A 15,290-nucleotide genomic window follows, 5' to 3' on the forward strand; every position below is an offset into this window, starting at 1 on the left:
TCGGTGTTTTTGAGGGCCTTATCGCTGATTTGTCGGGGGACCGAACCGCAGCGATAAGGCCCTCAAGGCCGATAAATTACTTCCCTGGCACCAAGGTCAGGCGCTTGCTGCCATACGCCCGTTCAAAGTTCTGCGTCTGCAGCGGCACGCTCTGGTACTGCCCGCGGAACCACGCATCCAGGCCGTTGGCGAACTGCGGGCTGGCCGGGTTGCCGGACTGGCCGCTGCTGGTGAGCAATTGCAGCGGCTCGACCTGGCCGAAGTCCACCACCATGCGTACTGCCGGGCCGAGGCTGGCCTTGAAATCCTGGCCCCAGGCATAGGTCGACGGGTTCAGGGTGCTGTGGTCGCCGCCCACCGCTTGCGCCCGTCGGCTGAAGTTGTCGCCCAAACCATGCAGGTTGGCCGTCGGCCATTGGTACTGGTGCAGCTTGCCCCACTGCCAGGTCTTGCGGTCGGCACCGAGTTGCTGTTCACCGGCACTGATCGCCGCGGCCAGGCTGCGGGCGAGGATGGTCGGTTTGTCTTCTTTCGCCGGGGTCGTGCGGTCATCCCAGAACGGACTGTCGTCGCGACCCAGCAGGTGGTCGGCTTGGGCCGAGTAGGACAGCCGCGCATTGGCGACGAACGCCTGCCACGCCGGGCTCGACTCCGGGCCGAGTTCGTCGAGGAAGGTCAGCCGCGTGCTTTCCTGGAGGAACAGCTCGTACACCGCGGCGTCGGCGGAGGTCTGGCTCAGGCGGCCATCGAAAGCCATCAGGCGGGTATAAGCCTCGCGGGCGCGGGCCTTCTGCTCGGCGGGCAGGCTGTCGATGGCCTTTTTCAGCGGCTGGGCCATGCCCGGCGCTTCGAACATCGCCTTGAGTTTGTTGGCGAACAGCGTGGTCTGATCGTTCTGCATAGCGATCACGCTGCGGCTGTCGTGCTTGCCGTTGCCGGCCAGTTGCGCGAGGCGCTCGGCGCGCTCCGGGTACGACCAGCTATTGGACAACTGCATGCCGTAGCCTTTCGGCGCGCTGCGCTGGTTGGCGTTGCCGATCCAGCCTTGCGGCGGGTCCTGGTCGTACGGATGGAGCATGGCGTCGGCGTAGCCGTCCCAGTCGTAGCGGCTGTCCCAGCCCGGCGAGGGCAGCAGGCCCTGGCCTTCGCGGCGGTTGGGGTAGCGGCCGGTGACTTGCCAGCCGATGTTGCTGGCATCGGCGAACACCATGTTCAGCGCCGTGGCGCCGATCTCGCGGCTGGCGTCGAAGGCGCGCTCGACGTTCTGCGCCCGCGACAGGTCGAAGAACGCGTCGAGGCTCTTGTCGCCCTTGAGGTCGGGCATGCGCAGCGCCAGGCCGAGGCCGCCCTTGTCGCCGGTGAGCAGAGCGCCGTGGCCGGTTTCGTAGATCACTTCGCGCTGCGGGCGCTGGCCCTTGACGAAGAAGGTTTCGTTACGCGCCCGCGCCGGCTGCCAGCGGCCGTCCACTTCATAGAGCAACTGGCTGCCCTGGCGGCGCAGTTTTTCCAGGTACAGGTCCTGGTTGTCGCCCATGGCCGCGCTGCCGCTCCAGGCCAGCTTGCCGTTGAAGCCGGCGAGCACGAAGGGCAGGCCGGGCAGGGTGAAGCCGGCGGCCTGGTACTTGGTGGTGCGGATCTGCACCGGGCTCAGCACCCAGCCGCCCTGGCTGTCGCTGGCCAGCAGGCTGCGGCCGCTGCGGCTGCGCTGTGGGCCGAGGGCCCAGTTGGCCGAGTTGGCATTGCCGAGCACGTTGAACGCCGCGAGTTGCGCGCTGACCGCCGCCACCGGCGCCAGGCCGGTCAACTGGCTGGCCAGGTTCAGGCCCTTGAGCTTGTCGGCCTCGGCCTCCGGCAGCGGTTCGTCCGGGTAGTTGGGCAGCAGCCAGGCCAGTTTGTCGGCACCGACTTTCTGCGCCAGGGTCAGGGCGGCAATTTCTTCTTGCAGGTTCACCGACTGGCTGAAGCTGTAGAGGGCGAAGACCAGCGCCGAGTCTTCGGCTTTCCAGTACTCCGGGCGGTAGCCGGCCAGCGGCGACGGCAGTTTTTCGCGATAGCGGAACAGGTAGGCGTTGACGCCGCGGGCATAGACCTCGAAGAAGCGCTTCAGGCGCGGCGAGGCGTCGGCATAGAGCTGGGTGGCGCTCTGACGGAGGTTGGTGGCGCGCATGAAACGGTCGATGTCCAGCGCGTCGGCGCCGGCCATCTCGGAAAGGCGACCCTGGGCCAGCAGGCGCATGCCGAGCATCTGGCCGATGCGGTCGGAGGCGTGGACGTAGCCGAGGCTGAACAGGGCGTCATGGAAGGAGCTGCTTTCGATCAGCGGCATGCCCTGGGCATTGCGCCGTACCGAAACGTTCTGCGCCAGGCCCTTGAGCGGCTCGACCCCGACGGTCGGTGGCACGCTGTCGCGAACGTTGCCCATCTGGCAACCACCCAGGCTGAGCAGCCCGAGTGCGGCCGCGGCGACGCCGAACCGAAGACGTGAAAGGGGAAAGGCTGGCGAGGCCATGGCAAGGCTCCTGCAAGGGGGTGGCGGCTGAAAGGCGCTACGTTAGTGAGCGCGATGGCCCCGTGCAAGCGGGGGCGCGGGCTTTATTTGCAAAGCGCCGCGCCGGTGACGCGGGCTTATGGCTGCGGCGGGTTGATCTTTTCCACCAGGGCGTAGGCGCGCTGGGTGGCGGGACGGGCCTGAATGCGCTCGAACCAGCCTTTAAGGGCCGGGAAGTTGTCGAGATCCTGCCCCTGCCATTTGTGCGGGACGATCCACGGGTAGATCGCCATGTCGGCAATGCTGTACGCCTCGCCGGCGACGAACGGTCGGTCTTCCAGGCGCTTGTTCAGCACGCCGTAGAGGCGCGCGGTCTCGTCGACATAGCGCTTGATGGCGTAGGGGATCTTTTCCGGCGCGAAGCGGTTGAAATGGTGGTTCTGCCCGGCCATCGGGCCGAGACCGCCCATCTGCCAGAACAGCCATTGCAGGGCTTCCTGGCGCCCGCGCAGGTCTTGCGGAATGAACTGGCCGGTTTTTTCGGCGAGGTACAGCAGGATGGCCCCGGATTCGAACAGCGACAGGGGCTGGCCGTCGGCAGTGTCGTTGTCGACGATGGCCGGAATGCGGTTGTTGGGGGCAATCTTCAGGAAGTCGGCGGCGAATTGCTCGCCTTTGCCGATGTTGATCGGGTGGATCCGGTACGGAAGGCCGGTCTCCTCAAGAAACAGGCTGATCTTGTGGCCGTTGGGGGTGGTCCAGTAGTACAGATCGATCATGAGGCGCTCCATCAGGAAACGGCAGCATGGTGCATGCTGCCGTCGTTCTGCCGCGCTCGGGCGCAGCGGTCGGCGTTATGGATATCACAAAGCGCGACCGCTGTTACAGGAAGTCACACTCAGGCGCCGTGGCACTTCTTGAATTTTTTCTCGCTGCCGCAGGGGCAAGGGTCGTTACGGCCGACATCTTTCAACGTGTTGCGCACCGGCTCCTGGGGCGCATGGTTGCAGTGCGGACCGTGCACATGGCCGTGGTCGTGATCGTGGTGATGGTCGTGATCATGATTGCAATCAGGGCCGTGAACGTGGGGTTGCTGGGTCATCTGGGTTACTCCGGGACAAAATCGCCGGGAATTATCTCACCACTGCGGGACAAGTGCAGGTCGCGGGTGAAGAATAATCCGGTGCGCAGGGTGCCTTCGAGGCGGTAGTGCAGCGGTCGGTGGGTGCGCAGCATCTTCGCCAGCGGTTTCAGGTGCTGCCAGAGGTTGGTTCGCACCTCGACCTGGACGGTGCGCCGGCCGTGGGCGTCGATCCGCAGCCACTGGCCGTCGTCGCCCTCGGCCAGCAACAGCTCGTTGAGCCGTACCGCGTAGCTCAGGCCGCGAACCTGCAAGGCGCTGTCGTTGGGGTTGTCGATACGAAAGTGAAGGATGAAGCGCTGCTGCATCAGCCGCGCCTTGACCGTTTCCACCTTGATCAGATGCACCTCGGGATCGCGGAAGTCGCTGTCCAGCCAACTGGCGCAGCCTGTCAGGCTCAGCAGGAGCATGAGCACTGACAGACGGGCCAGACGGCGCATGGTCGCTATCCGCCTACATAACTGGAGCAGCACTTCTTGAATTTCTGCCCGCTGGCGCAGGGGCAGGCGTCGTTGCGGCCGGCCTTGAGGCCGACGGTCGGGTCGATGAAGTACCAGTGGCCCTGGTTCTGCACGAAGGCCGAACGCTCGCGGTGGCTGTGTTCGCCCTCGGCGTCATGCCAGCGCGCGGTGAAGGTGACGAAGGCGTGCTCGGGCTGCCCGCCGAAGACCTCCGCCGATTCCACCTCCAGCCCGAGCCAGGTGCTTTGCGCACTCCAGGCGGCGATGGCCGGGCGGTCGAGGCCGGCCTGTTGCACCGGCAGGGTAGTTTTCACCAGATAGTCCACCAGGCCCAGCACATAGGCGCTGTAGCGCGAACGCATCAGCGTCTGGGCGTCCGGGGCCGGGTGCCCGGCGTGATAGTGCCCGCAGCAGGTATCCACCAGGTTGCCGCTGCCGCAGGGACAAACCGAAACACTCATCGCGTCACCACCAGTACTTGCCGAAGTTTTGCGGATTGGCCCAGAACTTGGCGTTGAGCCAGTCGGGTACCTGTTTATAGTCACGCAGATCGTAGCTGAACAGGCCGAGGACCTGATCATCACGCTGGAAACGCTCGTTGGCCTGCAGTGCCAGCGAGTAGAAATCAGTGTCTTCCCAGCCGCTGGCGGCGAGGTCGGCCAGCACGGCGATGCGGCTGGCGTTGAGGTTGCGGATGCCGCCCACCAGTTCAAGGCCATTGCGCTTGGGCAAGTGCTCCAGGCAGTCCACCAGCAGCGCCAGGTCGTAGCGCTTGCCTGCCAGTTCCGCTGGCAGCGGGCCGGGCGCGGCGACGTCGATGCTGGCCTGCGGGTGCGCCGCGGCGAAGGCTTCCAGGGCGGGGAAGCGGGTGCCCACCAACAACAGGCGTTGCGGGGCGTGGTGTTCCAATAGCGCGGCCAGGGCCTGTTGCGGCGTGCGCGAAGAAAAGCTCTCGGTCATCGAAGGTCCTCATCTGATCCGCCAAGACTAGCGGGCCACGGCGCCAAGGCAAAGGGGCGCGGTGGTTGCGTCATGGCTTATTGCTGGCGGAGATGGACGCTGCGGTCTTTACTCCCAGAGCATCGGTTTTGCACCGAATCCTCCTGGGAGATGCAACAAATGAGCATAGTTCGCACAGCTTTACCTCTGGTTCTGCTAGCCAGCGTATTGACTGGTTGTGCAGGTTTGCAAAAAACCGACTGGCCGAAATGTGCAGCCGTCGGAGGCGTCGGTGGCGCCGCATTGGGCGCGATCGAGAGCACCAGTTGGGCCGGCTGGGGCGCGCTGGCCGGCGGCACCCTGGCCGCGGCGTACTGCTGGGTTCATGGCGACGGTGACGAAGACGGCGATGGCGTGCCGGACAGCCGCGACAAGTGCCCGGGCACGCCGCGTGGTGTCCAGGTCGATGCCAACGGCTGCCCGCCAGAGCCTGTGCCGGTCGCGGTGGTCGAAGAAGTGGTGGTGGTGAAGGAAGAGACCATCGTGATCCGTGACATCCACTTCGAGTTCGATTCGGCCAAGCTGACCGCGGCTGACAAGTCCCGCCTGAACACCATCGCCACTCGCCTGAAACAGGAAGCGCCAAGCGCCCGGCTGAGCGTGACCGGGCACACCGACAGCGTCGGCTCGGACGCCTACAACCAGAAACTCTCCGAGCGCCGGGCGCATTCGGTGACCGAGTACCTGATCGAAAGCGGCGTGCCACGCGCCAGCTTCGTCTCGGTGCGCGGTGCCGGTGAAAGCCAGCCTGAAGCCGACAACCGCACCGCGGACGGCCGGGCACAGAACCGCCGCACGGAAATCCGCATCGAGCGTTGAAAGCCTCGCGGCCCGTGGCTTGTGAAGTGCCACGGGCCGGTCTTTACTCCTGTGTGCTGGTAATAGCCAGTAACACAGGAGGCATTCCCCCATGACCGCACTTACCAGAGCCGCGCTTCCCGTGTTGTTGGCGGCCGGCTTGCTTTCCGGTTGCGCGACCCACAGCGATGGAAGCGCACCGCTCAATCAACGGACCTGGCCGCTGTGCAGCCTGCTCGGCGGCCTGGTAGGCGGTGGCCTCGGTGCCATCGAAAGCTCGGCATGGGCAGCCGGCGGTGGTGCCGCCGGTGCCATTGCCGGCGGCCTGATCTGCTTCGCCCATGACGGCGACGAAGACGGCGACGGCGTGTTCGACCGCCGCGACCGCTGCCCGGACACCCCGGCCAATACCCCGGTCAGCCACAACGGCTGCCCGCTGCCGCAGTACCCGGTGTCGGAGAAACCCGTCGAAACGGAGCCCGTGCAGGAAGTCATCACCCTCAGCGACCAAGGCAACGTGCTGTTCGCCTTCGACTCGGCCGAGCTGACGCCGGCCGCGCAACAGCAATTGCAAGCGCTGGTCGAGCGCCTGGGCAACCCGGCGGTGACCCGCATCCGCGTGGTCGGGCACACCGACAGCAAGGGCACCGACGCCTATAACCAGAGCCTCTCCGAGCGCCGCGCCAGCGCCGCCGCCGAGTACCTCATCAACCAGGGCGTGTCGCCGCAGAAGGTCACCAGCCAGGGGCGCGGCGAAAGCGAGCCGGTCGCAGACAATGAAACCGACGCTGGCCGTGCGCAGAATCGCCGGGTAGAGCTGCACCTCAATTGATCGGCGCGGCGTCAGCCGTTATGGTGGCAGTCTGTCTCCTGGCGGACCGCCACGGCTGACGCGAACCCTTCAGGAGGCAAGGCTATGAAAGGCTTTCTCGGCTTGTTCAAGGCGCTGACAGTGGTGTTCTGGTGGGTGGTGCTGGTGAATCTGCTGATTCCCGCGCAACCGCCGTTCCACCAGTTGATCAACCTGGCCGGCGCCTCACTGCTGGGGCTTCATCTGCTCGAAATCCTGTTCTTCAACGGTCGCCTGCGCCAGCGCAGCCACCGCTGGTTCGACCGCCTGCAGATTCTGCTGGTGGGCATCTTCCATATCCTCTCCATCCCCGCACCTCCCAAGGAAGCCAAGCATGCGTAAGCTGATGCTGTTGACCGCGTTGTTCAGCCCGCTGAGCATGGCCGATGCCCTGAGCGTTGCACCGCATTCGGTGCTGCGCCTGGCAAACAAGGCCAGTGTCGTTCACCTGGAGCGCCTCGATGTGGCGGATTCCGCCACCTTGCTGCTGCCGTCCAGTCTGGTGGAGCTGAAAGTCGATCAACTGACACTCGGCCGCGATGCACGAATTGCCGTGGTGCCGGCCCAGGACACCCTGCGTATCGAAGCCGGCAGTGCGCAACTGGCCGAAGGCAGCCAGATCGCCGCTCACGGCGCGCCGGGGACTTATGAAAAACCGGCCCAGTCAGGCCGTAACCTGGACCTGCGGCTGAACCGTTTGCAGGCACCGCTGCTGTCCATCGACGCCCGCGGTGGCGCCGGTGCGCCGGGTTACGTCGGCCTTGATGGCGCCAACGGCAAGGCCGGTGGTTGCACCTGGGGCCAGGCCAGCCGAGGTGCCAATGGTGACAACGGCGGCAATGGTCATGACGGTGCTCCCGGTGGCCGGGTACGCCTGAGCCTGCCGGCGGATTATCCGGCGGAGCAGATCAAGGTGCGTCTGGACGGCGGCGCGCCAGGTGCGCCGGGCGTTGCCGGCAAACCGGGGCAGGGCGGGGCGAGCAAGGGCTGTCTGGTCTATCGCACCGATGGCGGTGCCGACGGGCGTCCCGGCGCCGCTGGCCAGCCTGGGCTGGCCGGGTCGCCGGGTGAGTTGAGCGTGCAGCGGCTGTAACGCGTGGTGTGAGGGGCGGCGGCGTTGCCGCGGCCCTCAGAACGACAACCGCGACGCCGCCACCACGATTACCGCAATCCCCAGCAACAGATTGATCCCCACCATGCGCCGGATGCGACCCATCACACCGGCGCCCGCTGCCCAGTCGCCAGCCTCGACGGCCTTGCGCAGCTCAGGCAGCAACAGGCTCTGCACCCGCATGAACAGGGCGAACATGGCGATGGCACCGCCCATCATCACCTGCACATGGCGCGGCGCATGGTCGAAGCCGGAATAGTGCATGTGCAGCATGCCCACGCCACTGACCGCCAGGACCAGCACGGCGATCCACACCCAACTGAAAAAACGCGGAAACACTTCCAGCCACAACTGCAGCCGGGCCGGTCCTTCGAGGACCGTGGCGGCCGCCGGGCGCAGGATCATCCAGGCGAAGAACATGCCGCCGACCCAGACCATGGCGGCCAGGACATGCAGGCTGTAGGGAAGGGCGTAGGCGGTCATCGGGCACTCCATTCGGCGCAAAGGGCAATAGCGGGGTATGATAGCCGGCCCACTCGAAACACTGAAAATTTATCCAGCCTTTTGGGCGCCCCGAGACCATGATCAGTACCGAACTCAAGTCCCAGATTCAGGGCGCCTACTCCCGTTTTCTCGAAGCCAAGAGCCTCAAACCGCGTTATGGCCAGCGCCTGATGATCGCCGAAGTGGCGAAGGTGCTCGGCGATATCGACTGCGACGAAGAAGGCCGGCGCTCTGGCGACCCGGCCGTGGTGGCGGTCGAGGCCGGCACCGGTACCGGCAAGACCGTGGCCTACAGCCTGGCGTCGATCCCCGCGGCCAAGGCCGCTGGCAAGCGCCTGGTCATCGCCACGGCGACCGTCGCCCTGCAGGAGCAGATCGTCTTCAAGGACCTGCCCGACCTGATGCGCAACAGCGGCCTGAATTTCAGCTTCGCCTTGGCCAAGGGGCGCGGCCGTTACCTGTGTCTGTCCAAGCTCGACCTGCTGTTGCAGGAAGGCCACGCGCAGAGCGCCACGGCGCAGTTGTTCGAGGAAGAAGGCTTCAAGATCGAGGTCGATGAAGTCAGCCAGAAGCTGTTCAACAGCATGATCGAGAAGCTTGCCGGCAACCGCTGGGACGGTGATCGCGACAGTTGGCCCATGGCCCTGGAAGACAAGGACTGGATGCGGGTCACCACCGACCACAGCCAGTGCACCGGCCGCCACTGCCCCAACTTCGGCCAGTGCACCTTCTATAAAGCACGCGAGGGCATGGGCAAGGTCGATGTGATCGTCACCAACCACGACATGGTCCTCGCCGACCTGGCCCTGGGCGGCGGCGCGGTGTTGCCCGATCCGCGCGACACCATCTATGTCTTCGACGAAGGCCATCACCTGCCGGACAAGGCCATCGGCCATTTCGCCCATTACAGCCGCCTGCGCTCCACCGCCGACTGGCTGGAACAGACCGCGAAGAACCTGACCAAGCTGCTGGCCCAGAACCCGCTGCCGGGTGACCTCGGCAAGTTCATCGAGCAGGTGCCGGAGCTGGCCCGGGAGATCAAGAATCAGCAGCAATTCATGTTCAGCGCCTGCGAGCAGGTCGCCGATTTCCGTCCCAGCGATGACCTGGAAGGCCGCGAGCGGCCTCGGCATCGCTTCGTCGGCGGTGTGATTCCGGAGCATATCCGCGAGATCGGCATCGAACTGAAGAAGGGCTTTTCCCGTCTCAACGACCTGTTCTCCCGCCTCACCGACCTGCTCAAGGAAGGCATGGATGGCGAGGTCAATATCGGCATCGCCAGCCACCAGGCCGAGGAGTGGTACCCGCTGTTCGGCACCTTGTTGACCCGCGCTCAGGGCAACTGGGAACTGTGGACCGCCTTCACCGCCGAAGACCCGGAAGACAGCCCGCCGATGGCGCGCTGGCTGACATTGGCCGAGAGCGGCGCGCTGTTCGACATCGAAGTCAACGCCAGCCCGATCCTCGCCGCCGAAATGCTCCGGCGCAATCTGTGGAGCGTCGCTCACGGCGCCCTGGTGACCTCGGCGACACTGACCGCGCTGGGCACCTTCGACCGTTTCCGCATGCGTTCCGGTTTGCCGCGGGCGGCGGTCACCACGGTGGTGCCGAGCCCGTTCCACCACGTCGATGCCGGCGTGCTGCGGGTGCCGGACCTGCGCGCCGACCCGCGAGACGCCGCCGCCCACACCGCGGCGATTATTCGCGACCTGCCGGAACTGGTGGAAGGTTCGCGGGGTTCGCTGGTGCTGTTCTCTTCGCGCAAACAGATGCAGGACGTGTTCGACGGCCTGGACCGCGACTGGCGCAAACAGGTGTTCATCCAGGGCAACCTGTCCAAGCAGGAAACCTTGAACAAGCACAAGGCGCGGGTCGATGGCGGTGATTCCAGCGTGCTCTTCGGCCTCGCCAGCTTCGCCGAAGGGGTCGACCTGCCGGGTGCCTATTGCGAGCACGTGGTGATCGCCAAGATCCCCTTCGCCGTGCCGGATGACCCGGTGGAAGCGGCGTTGGCCGAATGGATCGAGGCGCGCGGCGGCAACCCGTTCATGGAAATCGCCGTGCCGGATGCGTCGCTGAAACTGATCCAGGCCTGCGGTCGCCTGCTACGGACCGAAGAGGACCGCGGAATCATCACCCTGCTTGACCGCCGCGTGGTCACCCAACGCTACGGCAAGGCTATTCTTAACGCGCTGCCGCCGTTTCGTCGGGAAATTTCCTGAGGCCAATCGCTGCGCTTCGGCGTCCCGCCAGGCCGCAGCGATCAGGCGCTGAAAATCTTTTGTATTTCTCGCTGTCTATTCACCGGACCCAAGACCCGCAAGGGTCCTTCAAGGAGAACTCGAGCCCCATGTTGCGCCGTACCCTTCCCGCCGTTTTCGCGCTGATGTTCTGCCCGCCACTGTTGGCCGCGCAGCAGACGCTGTTCAACTTTGTGCGCCCCACCTCCGTGGTAAACGTGGCGACCGAGGAGGCCAGCCTGCCGCAGTACAACGCTGAGCAGACGGCCGAAGGCGAAGTGCTGCGCCGAGTGGTGTTCAATCCGGTGCAGCGCCCCAACCTGCGTATGAGTCCGCAGACCGGCGTTTGGGACTGGTCCGCGCAAAAGGCCCTGACCCTGCGCCTGCAAAGCGGGATGGACTGGGCCCTGACCGTCAACGTGACCATTCAGAGCGCCGACGGCAAAACCCTCACCAGCCGCATCGACCTGCCAGCCGGCCCGGCACAGACCGTGCTGATTCCGCTCCAGGCCAGCTCGCCGCTGAGCCAGGGCATGCGTGCCGGCCCACCGATGCCCTGGACCTTCGAAGGCCAGCGTCTGATCCTGACCGGCAGTGCTGGCGAGCTGGACCTGAGCCAGGTCACCTCAGTCACCCTGTCGATGAACCAGCCGAATGTCGCCCAGAGCGTGTTGATCGAGCGCATCAACGTGCAGGACGATGACCGCTTGCAACAGGCGGCGTACAGCCAGTTGATCGATGGCTATGGCCAGTTCAGCCGGGGGCGCTGGCCGGAAAAGGTCAGCAGCGACGAACAACTGCGCAGCGCCGCCGCCAAAGAGCAGCAACAACTCAAGACCTGGCTGGCCGAACGCCAGAAGCAGCCGCTGGACCGCTTCGGCGGCTGGACCGGCGGGCAGACCTTCGATGCCAAGGGCTTCTTCCGCACGGTCAAACGCGATGGTCGCTGGTACTTGGTCACGCCGGAGGGGCATCCGTTCTATTCGCTGGGCGTCAACGCGGTGAACCCTGAGCCCGGGCGGACCTATGTCGCCGGGCGTGAAGCGATGTTCAGCGGGCTGCCGGCGGCGGAGTCGCCATTGGCGGCGTTCTATGGCGAAGGCAACAACAACGACGGCAATGCGTCGTCCAAGGGCCGCGGCTTCAACCAGGGCCGCTGGTTTGATTTCTATGCTGCCAACCTCGAACGCGCCTATGGCAAACCCTGCACGCCAGCCGCGGCAACCGGGCAGCAACCCGCCGCGCCATGCCCGCCGGTCGCCTTTGACGCCGGCCGCTGGCAGACTCACGCCCTCGACCGTTTGCAGGCCTGGGGCTTCAACACCCTCGGCAACTGGAGCGACCCCGGCCTGGGCCATGCCCAGCGCCTGCCTTACACCTTGCCGCTGGCGATCGTCGGTGACTACGCCAGCATCAGCACTGGCATGGACTGGTGGGGCGCGATGCCCGACCCGTTCGACCCGCGTTTCGCCATGGCCACCGAACGCGCGGTCGCCATTGCCGCCCGCGATCACCGCGATGACCCGTGGCTGATCGGTTATTTCGCCGACAACGAGTTGGCCTGGGCCGCGCCGGGGGATGATCCCAAGTCGCGCTATGGCCTGGCCTACGGCACCCTGCGCTTGACCACCGACGTGCCGGCCAAGCGCGCTTTCCTCAAGCAACTGCGCGACAAATACCGCAACCAGGAAGGCCTGTCCAAGGCCTGGGGCATCCAGTTGAGCGCCTGGGAACTGATGGAAGACCCGGGCTTCGAGCCGCCGCTGCCAAGCGCCGAGCACCCGGAAATCGAAGCGGACTTCAAGCATTTCCAGCGCACCTTCGCCGACGCCTACTTCAAGACCATTTCCGATGCGCTGAAGTGGCATGCGCCGAACCAACTGCTGCTGGGCGGCCGCTTCGCCGTTACCACCCCGGAGGCCGTGGCGGCCTGTGCCCAATACTGTGATGTGCTGAGCTTCAACTTCTATACCCCGAAACCCCAGGACGGCTACGACTTCGCCCAACTGCGGGCGCTGGACAAGCCGGTGCTGGTCTCCGAGTTCCACTTCGGTTCCCGCGATCGCGGGCCGTTCTGGCCGGGGCCGATGGAAGTCGCCCGCGAGGAAGATCGCGGTCCGGCCTACGCGGCGTTCCTGAAAGCGGCACTGGCCGAGCCAAGCATCGTCGGCGCGCACTGGTTCCAGTTCGCCGACCAGCCGGCCAGCGGTCGTCTGCTCGATGGCGAAAACGGTCATTTCGGCCTGGTCGGCATCACCGACGTGCCGTTCCAGGGCTTCGTCGATCAGGTGCGCAAGGCCAACCTGCAGGTGGAGAAAGAGATCGTCGGCAGCGCACCGGCCCGGCAACCGGCGAGCGAGCCGGGCAAACCCTGAGCCTTACATGAATGATGCTGCCGTCTGACCCGTGTCTGTTCCCAAATCCGTCGCGTGCTGAAACAATGCACGCCACTTTTCAGGCAGGTCGCGCAGGAGTCGTCGGGTGCAGATTCAGGGTCATTTCGAACTGAAGTTCGAAGCGGTACGCGAGGCCTTCGCGGCCCTCTTCGACGATCCTCAGGAGCGCGGTGCGGCGTTGTGCATCCAGGTCGGTGGCGAGACAGTCCTCGACCTGTGGGCCGGCAGTGCCGACAAGGACGGCCAGGAGGCCTGGCACAGCGACACCATCGCCAACCTGTTTTCCTGCACCAAGACGTTTGCTGCGGTCACCGCATTGCAACTGGTGGGCGAGGGCAAGCTGCAACTCGACGCGCCGGTTGCGCGCTACTGGCCCGAGTTCGCCCAGGCCGGCAAGGAGTCAGTGACCCTTCGCCAGTTGCTCTGCCACCAGGCCGGCCTGCCGGCGATCCGCGAACTGCTCCCCGCCGAAGCCCTCTACAACTGGCAAACCATGGTCGACACCCTGGCCGCTGAAGCGCCGTGGTGGACGCCGGGCAGTGCGCATGGCTACGCCGCGATCACCTATGGCTGGCTGGTGGGTGAGCTGATCCGCCGCGCCGATGGCCGGGGCCCGGGCGAGTCGATCGTTGCGCGTACGGCAAAACCCTTGGGGCTGGATTTTCATATCGGCCTGGCCGACGAGGAATTCCACCGCGTCGCCCATATCGCTCGCGGCAAGGGCAACCTCGGCGACGAAGCGGCGCAGCGCCTGCTTCAGGTCACCATGCGCGAGCCGCAGGCCCTGTCGACCCGGGCCTTCACCAACCCGCCGGCAATTCTCACCAGCACCAACAAGCCCGAGTGGCGGCGCATGCAGCAGCCGGCGGCGAATGGTCACGGCAACGCCCGCAGCCTGGCCGGCTTCTACGCCGGGCTGCTCGATGGCAGTTTGCTGGAATCCGAACTGCTCGACGAACTGACCCGCGAACACAGCCTGGGCGAAGACAAGACCCTGCTCACCCGTACCCGTTTCGGCCTCGGCTGCATGCTCGACCAGCCGACGGTGGCCAACGCCACCTTTGGCCTCGGCGCCCGTGCGTTCGGGCATCCGGGCGCGGGTGGTTCGGTCGGTTTCGCTGATCCCGAGCATGACGTCGCCTTCGGCTTCGTCACCAACACCCTCGGCCCCTACATCCTCATGGACCCCCGTGCGCAGAAACTGGTGCGGGTCCTGAAAGAGTGCCTTTGATCGGTTGGTTCTGTACTCATCAGGCCCGTTGGCTATTCTGCATTCCACGTACTTTTTCTTTCATTTTCATGGTGTATCGCTGATGTCTTCACATAAAACCTTAGCTCTTGCCCTGTGCCTGGCCATCACCGGCTGCGCCCAGAACCCCCAGAAAGACACCGCCGACAACGGTCATAGCTGGTGGCCTTTTGGCTCGGACAAGGTCGCCGATCAGGAAGTGAAGGCAGCCGTGACCGAGAAAGTCGCCAAGTCCGAAGCCAAGTCCGAGGGCGGTAGCTGGTGGTGGCCTTTTGGTGGTAGCGAAGAAAAAGAGGTCGCAGCGGCGGCGGTACCGAAGATTGACGTGAAGGCCACCCAGGCCTGGCTGGACGCCTACGAGCCGCGCCTGCGCGAGGCGGTCAAGGACAGCAAGCTGGAACTGGAGCGCCGTGAAGACGTGCTGGTGGTGATCTTGCCGGTGGACAGTGGCTACAACCCGGATCGTCCGGCCATGCTGCTGCCGGTCACCCTCGGTCCGATCACCCGGGTGGCCAAGATCGTCGAAACCGACACCAAGACCGCCGTCCTGGTCCTCGGCCATGCCGACAGCAGCGGCGCCGCTGCGGCCAACCAGAAGCTGAGCCAGGAGCGCGCCCAGTCGGTGGCAGCGATCTTCCGCCTCAGCGGCCTGCAACGTGATCGCCTGGGCCTGCGCGGTCTGGGTTCGGTGGCGCCGCGGGCGGCCAACGACAGCCAGCAGGGCCGTTCGCTGAACCGCCGTGTGGAAATGATCCTGACCCCGCAAGCCACCATGGTGGCGCTGCTTGCCAAGTACCAGCAGCCAACCCCGAGCCCGGCCGAGCTGGTCGCTGTCCAGGATGCCAAACCTGCGGTCAAGGCACCTGCGGCCAAGCCAGCCGCCAAGGCTGCTGCAAAAGCCCCGGCCAAAGCGGCGCCTGCCAAGAAAGCCGCCCCGGTGAAAGACACCGCGGCCAAGAAGAAAGCGGCACCAGCCAAACCGGCTGCGAAAAAAGCCGAGCCCGCAGCCAAGAAGGTTGCGGCCAACAGCCCTGCGAAGACCAACTGATCCTC

15 protein-coding genes are annotated in these 15,290 nt (G+C 65.5%); 8 read left to right on the forward strand and 7 right to left on the reverse strand.

Annotation, left to right across the window (positions count from 1 at the left end; translation table 11 throughout):
* Nucleotides 1-76: 76 nt before the first annotated feature.
* From NTD82_RS08345 to NTD82_RS08370, 6 genes are all read right to left on the reverse strand, one after another.
* Complete coding sequence (locus NTD82_RS08345; RefSeq protein ID WP_262128393.1) at nt 77-2,509, reverse strand: penicillin acylase family protein; 2,433 nt, start codon at nt 2,507-2,509, stop codon at nt 77-79.
* A gap of 116 nt (nt 2,510-2,625) precedes the next feature.
* A complete protein-coding gene (locus tag NTD82_RS08350) occupies nt 2,626-3,267 on the reverse strand; it encodes a glutathione binding-like protein (protein ID WP_095154921.1) in 642 nt (213 codons plus the stop codon).
* A gap of 119 nt (nt 3,268-3,386) precedes the next feature.
* Nucleotides 3,387-3,590 (reverse strand): SEC-C metal-binding domain-containing protein, encoded by a 204-nt coding sequence (locus NTD82_RS08355; protein ID WP_095154922.1) that lies wholly within the window; start codon nt 3,588-3,590, stop codon nt 3,387-3,389.
* Between the two features lie 5 nt (nt 3,591-3,595).
* Nucleotides 3,596-4,069, reverse strand: a complete 474-nt coding sequence (locus NTD82_RS08360) for an LEA type 2 family protein (RefSeq protein ID WP_095154923.1) — start codon at nt 4,067-4,069, stop codon at nt 3,596-3,598.
* Between the two features lie 5 nt (nt 4,070-4,074).
* Nucleotides 4,075-4,551, reverse strand: a complete 477-nt coding sequence (locus NTD82_RS08365) for a YchJ family protein (protein ID WP_262128397.1) — start codon at nt 4,549-4,551, stop codon at nt 4,075-4,077.
* Between the two features lie 4 nt (nt 4,552-4,555).
* Nucleotides 4,556-5,050: a DUF6231 family protein gene (locus tag NTD82_RS08370; RefSeq protein ID WP_095154925.1), complete on the reverse strand. Its 495-nt coding sequence runs from the start codon at nt 5,048-5,050 to the stop codon at nt 4,556-4,558.
* Between the two features lie 159 nt (nt 5,051-5,209).
* On the opposite strand from NTD82_RS08370, the gene NTD82_RS08375 reads away from it, so the two are divergent.
* The 4 genes from NTD82_RS08375 (at nt 5,210) to NTD82_RS08390 (ending at nt 7,830) form a co-directional block, all read left to right on the forward strand.
* The gene (locus tag NTD82_RS08375; protein WP_262128401.1) at nt 5,210-5,908 is read left to right on the forward strand and encodes an OmpA family protein; all 699 of its coding nucleotides are present in this window, start codon (nt 5,210-5,212) and stop codon (nt 5,906-5,908) included.
* A gap of 91 nt (nt 5,909-5,999) precedes the next feature.
* Nucleotides 6,000-6,719 (forward strand): OmpA family protein, encoded by a 720-nt coding sequence (locus NTD82_RS08380; RefSeq protein ID WP_262128403.1) that lies wholly within the window; start codon nt 6,000-6,002, stop codon nt 6,717-6,719.
* 84 nt (nt 6,720-6,803) lie between these two features.
* Nucleotides 6,804-7,079: a DUF1145 domain-containing protein gene (locus tag NTD82_RS08385; protein ID WP_095154928.1), complete on the forward strand. Its 276-nt coding sequence runs from the start codon at nt 6,804-6,806 to the stop codon at nt 7,077-7,079.
* A complete protein-coding gene (locus NTD82_RS08390) occupies nt 7,072-7,830 on the forward strand; it encodes a collagen-like protein (protein WP_095154929.1) in 759 nt (252 codons plus the stop codon). Before NTD82_RS08385 ends, NTD82_RS08390 begins: the two co-directional genes overlap by 8 nt.
* A gap of 36 nt (nt 7,831-7,866) precedes the next feature.
* On the opposite strand, the gene NTD82_RS08395 is transcribed toward NTD82_RS08390, so the two are convergent.
* On the reverse strand, nt 7,867-8,331 hold the full coding sequence (locus NTD82_RS08395; protein WP_262128407.1) for a CopD family protein: 465 nt from the start codon (nt 8,329-8,331) through the stop codon (nt 7,867-7,869).
* A gap of 98 nt (nt 8,332-8,429) precedes the next feature.
* Here NTD82_RS08395 and dinG point away from each other — a divergent pair, with 98 nt between their 5' ends.
* From dinG to NTD82_RS08415, 4 genes are all read left to right on the forward strand, one after another.
* Nucleotides 8,430-10,574, forward strand: a complete 2,145-nt coding sequence (gene dinG / locus NTD82_RS08400; RefSeq protein WP_262128409.1) for an ATP-dependent DNA helicase DinG — start codon at nt 8,430-8,432, stop codon at nt 10,572-10,574.
* Nucleotides 10,575-10,702: 128 nt separating this feature from the next.
* A complete protein-coding gene (locus NTD82_RS08405) occupies nt 10,703-12,967 on the forward strand; it encodes a beta-galactosidase (protein WP_262128411.1) in 2,265 nt (754 codons plus the stop codon).
* A gap of 106 nt (nt 12,968-13,073) precedes the next feature.
* Entirely contained in the window at nt 13,074-14,219 is a 1,146-nt protein-coding gene (locus tag NTD82_RS08410) for a serine hydrolase domain-containing protein (RefSeq protein ID WP_262128413.1), read from the forward strand.
* Nucleotides 14,220-14,301: 82 nt separating this feature from the next.
* A complete protein-coding gene (locus NTD82_RS08415) occupies nt 14,302-15,285 on the forward strand; it encodes an OmpA family protein (RefSeq protein ID WP_262128414.1) in 984 nt (327 codons plus the stop codon).
* Nucleotides 15,286-15,290 lie beyond the last annotated feature (5 nt).

Source organism: Pseudomonas sp. 5P_5.1_Bac1, from assembly GCF_025466015.1.
In the GTDB taxonomy this organism is placed as follows: Bacteria; Pseudomonadota; Gammaproteobacteria; order Pseudomonadales; family Pseudomonadaceae; genus Aquipseudomonas.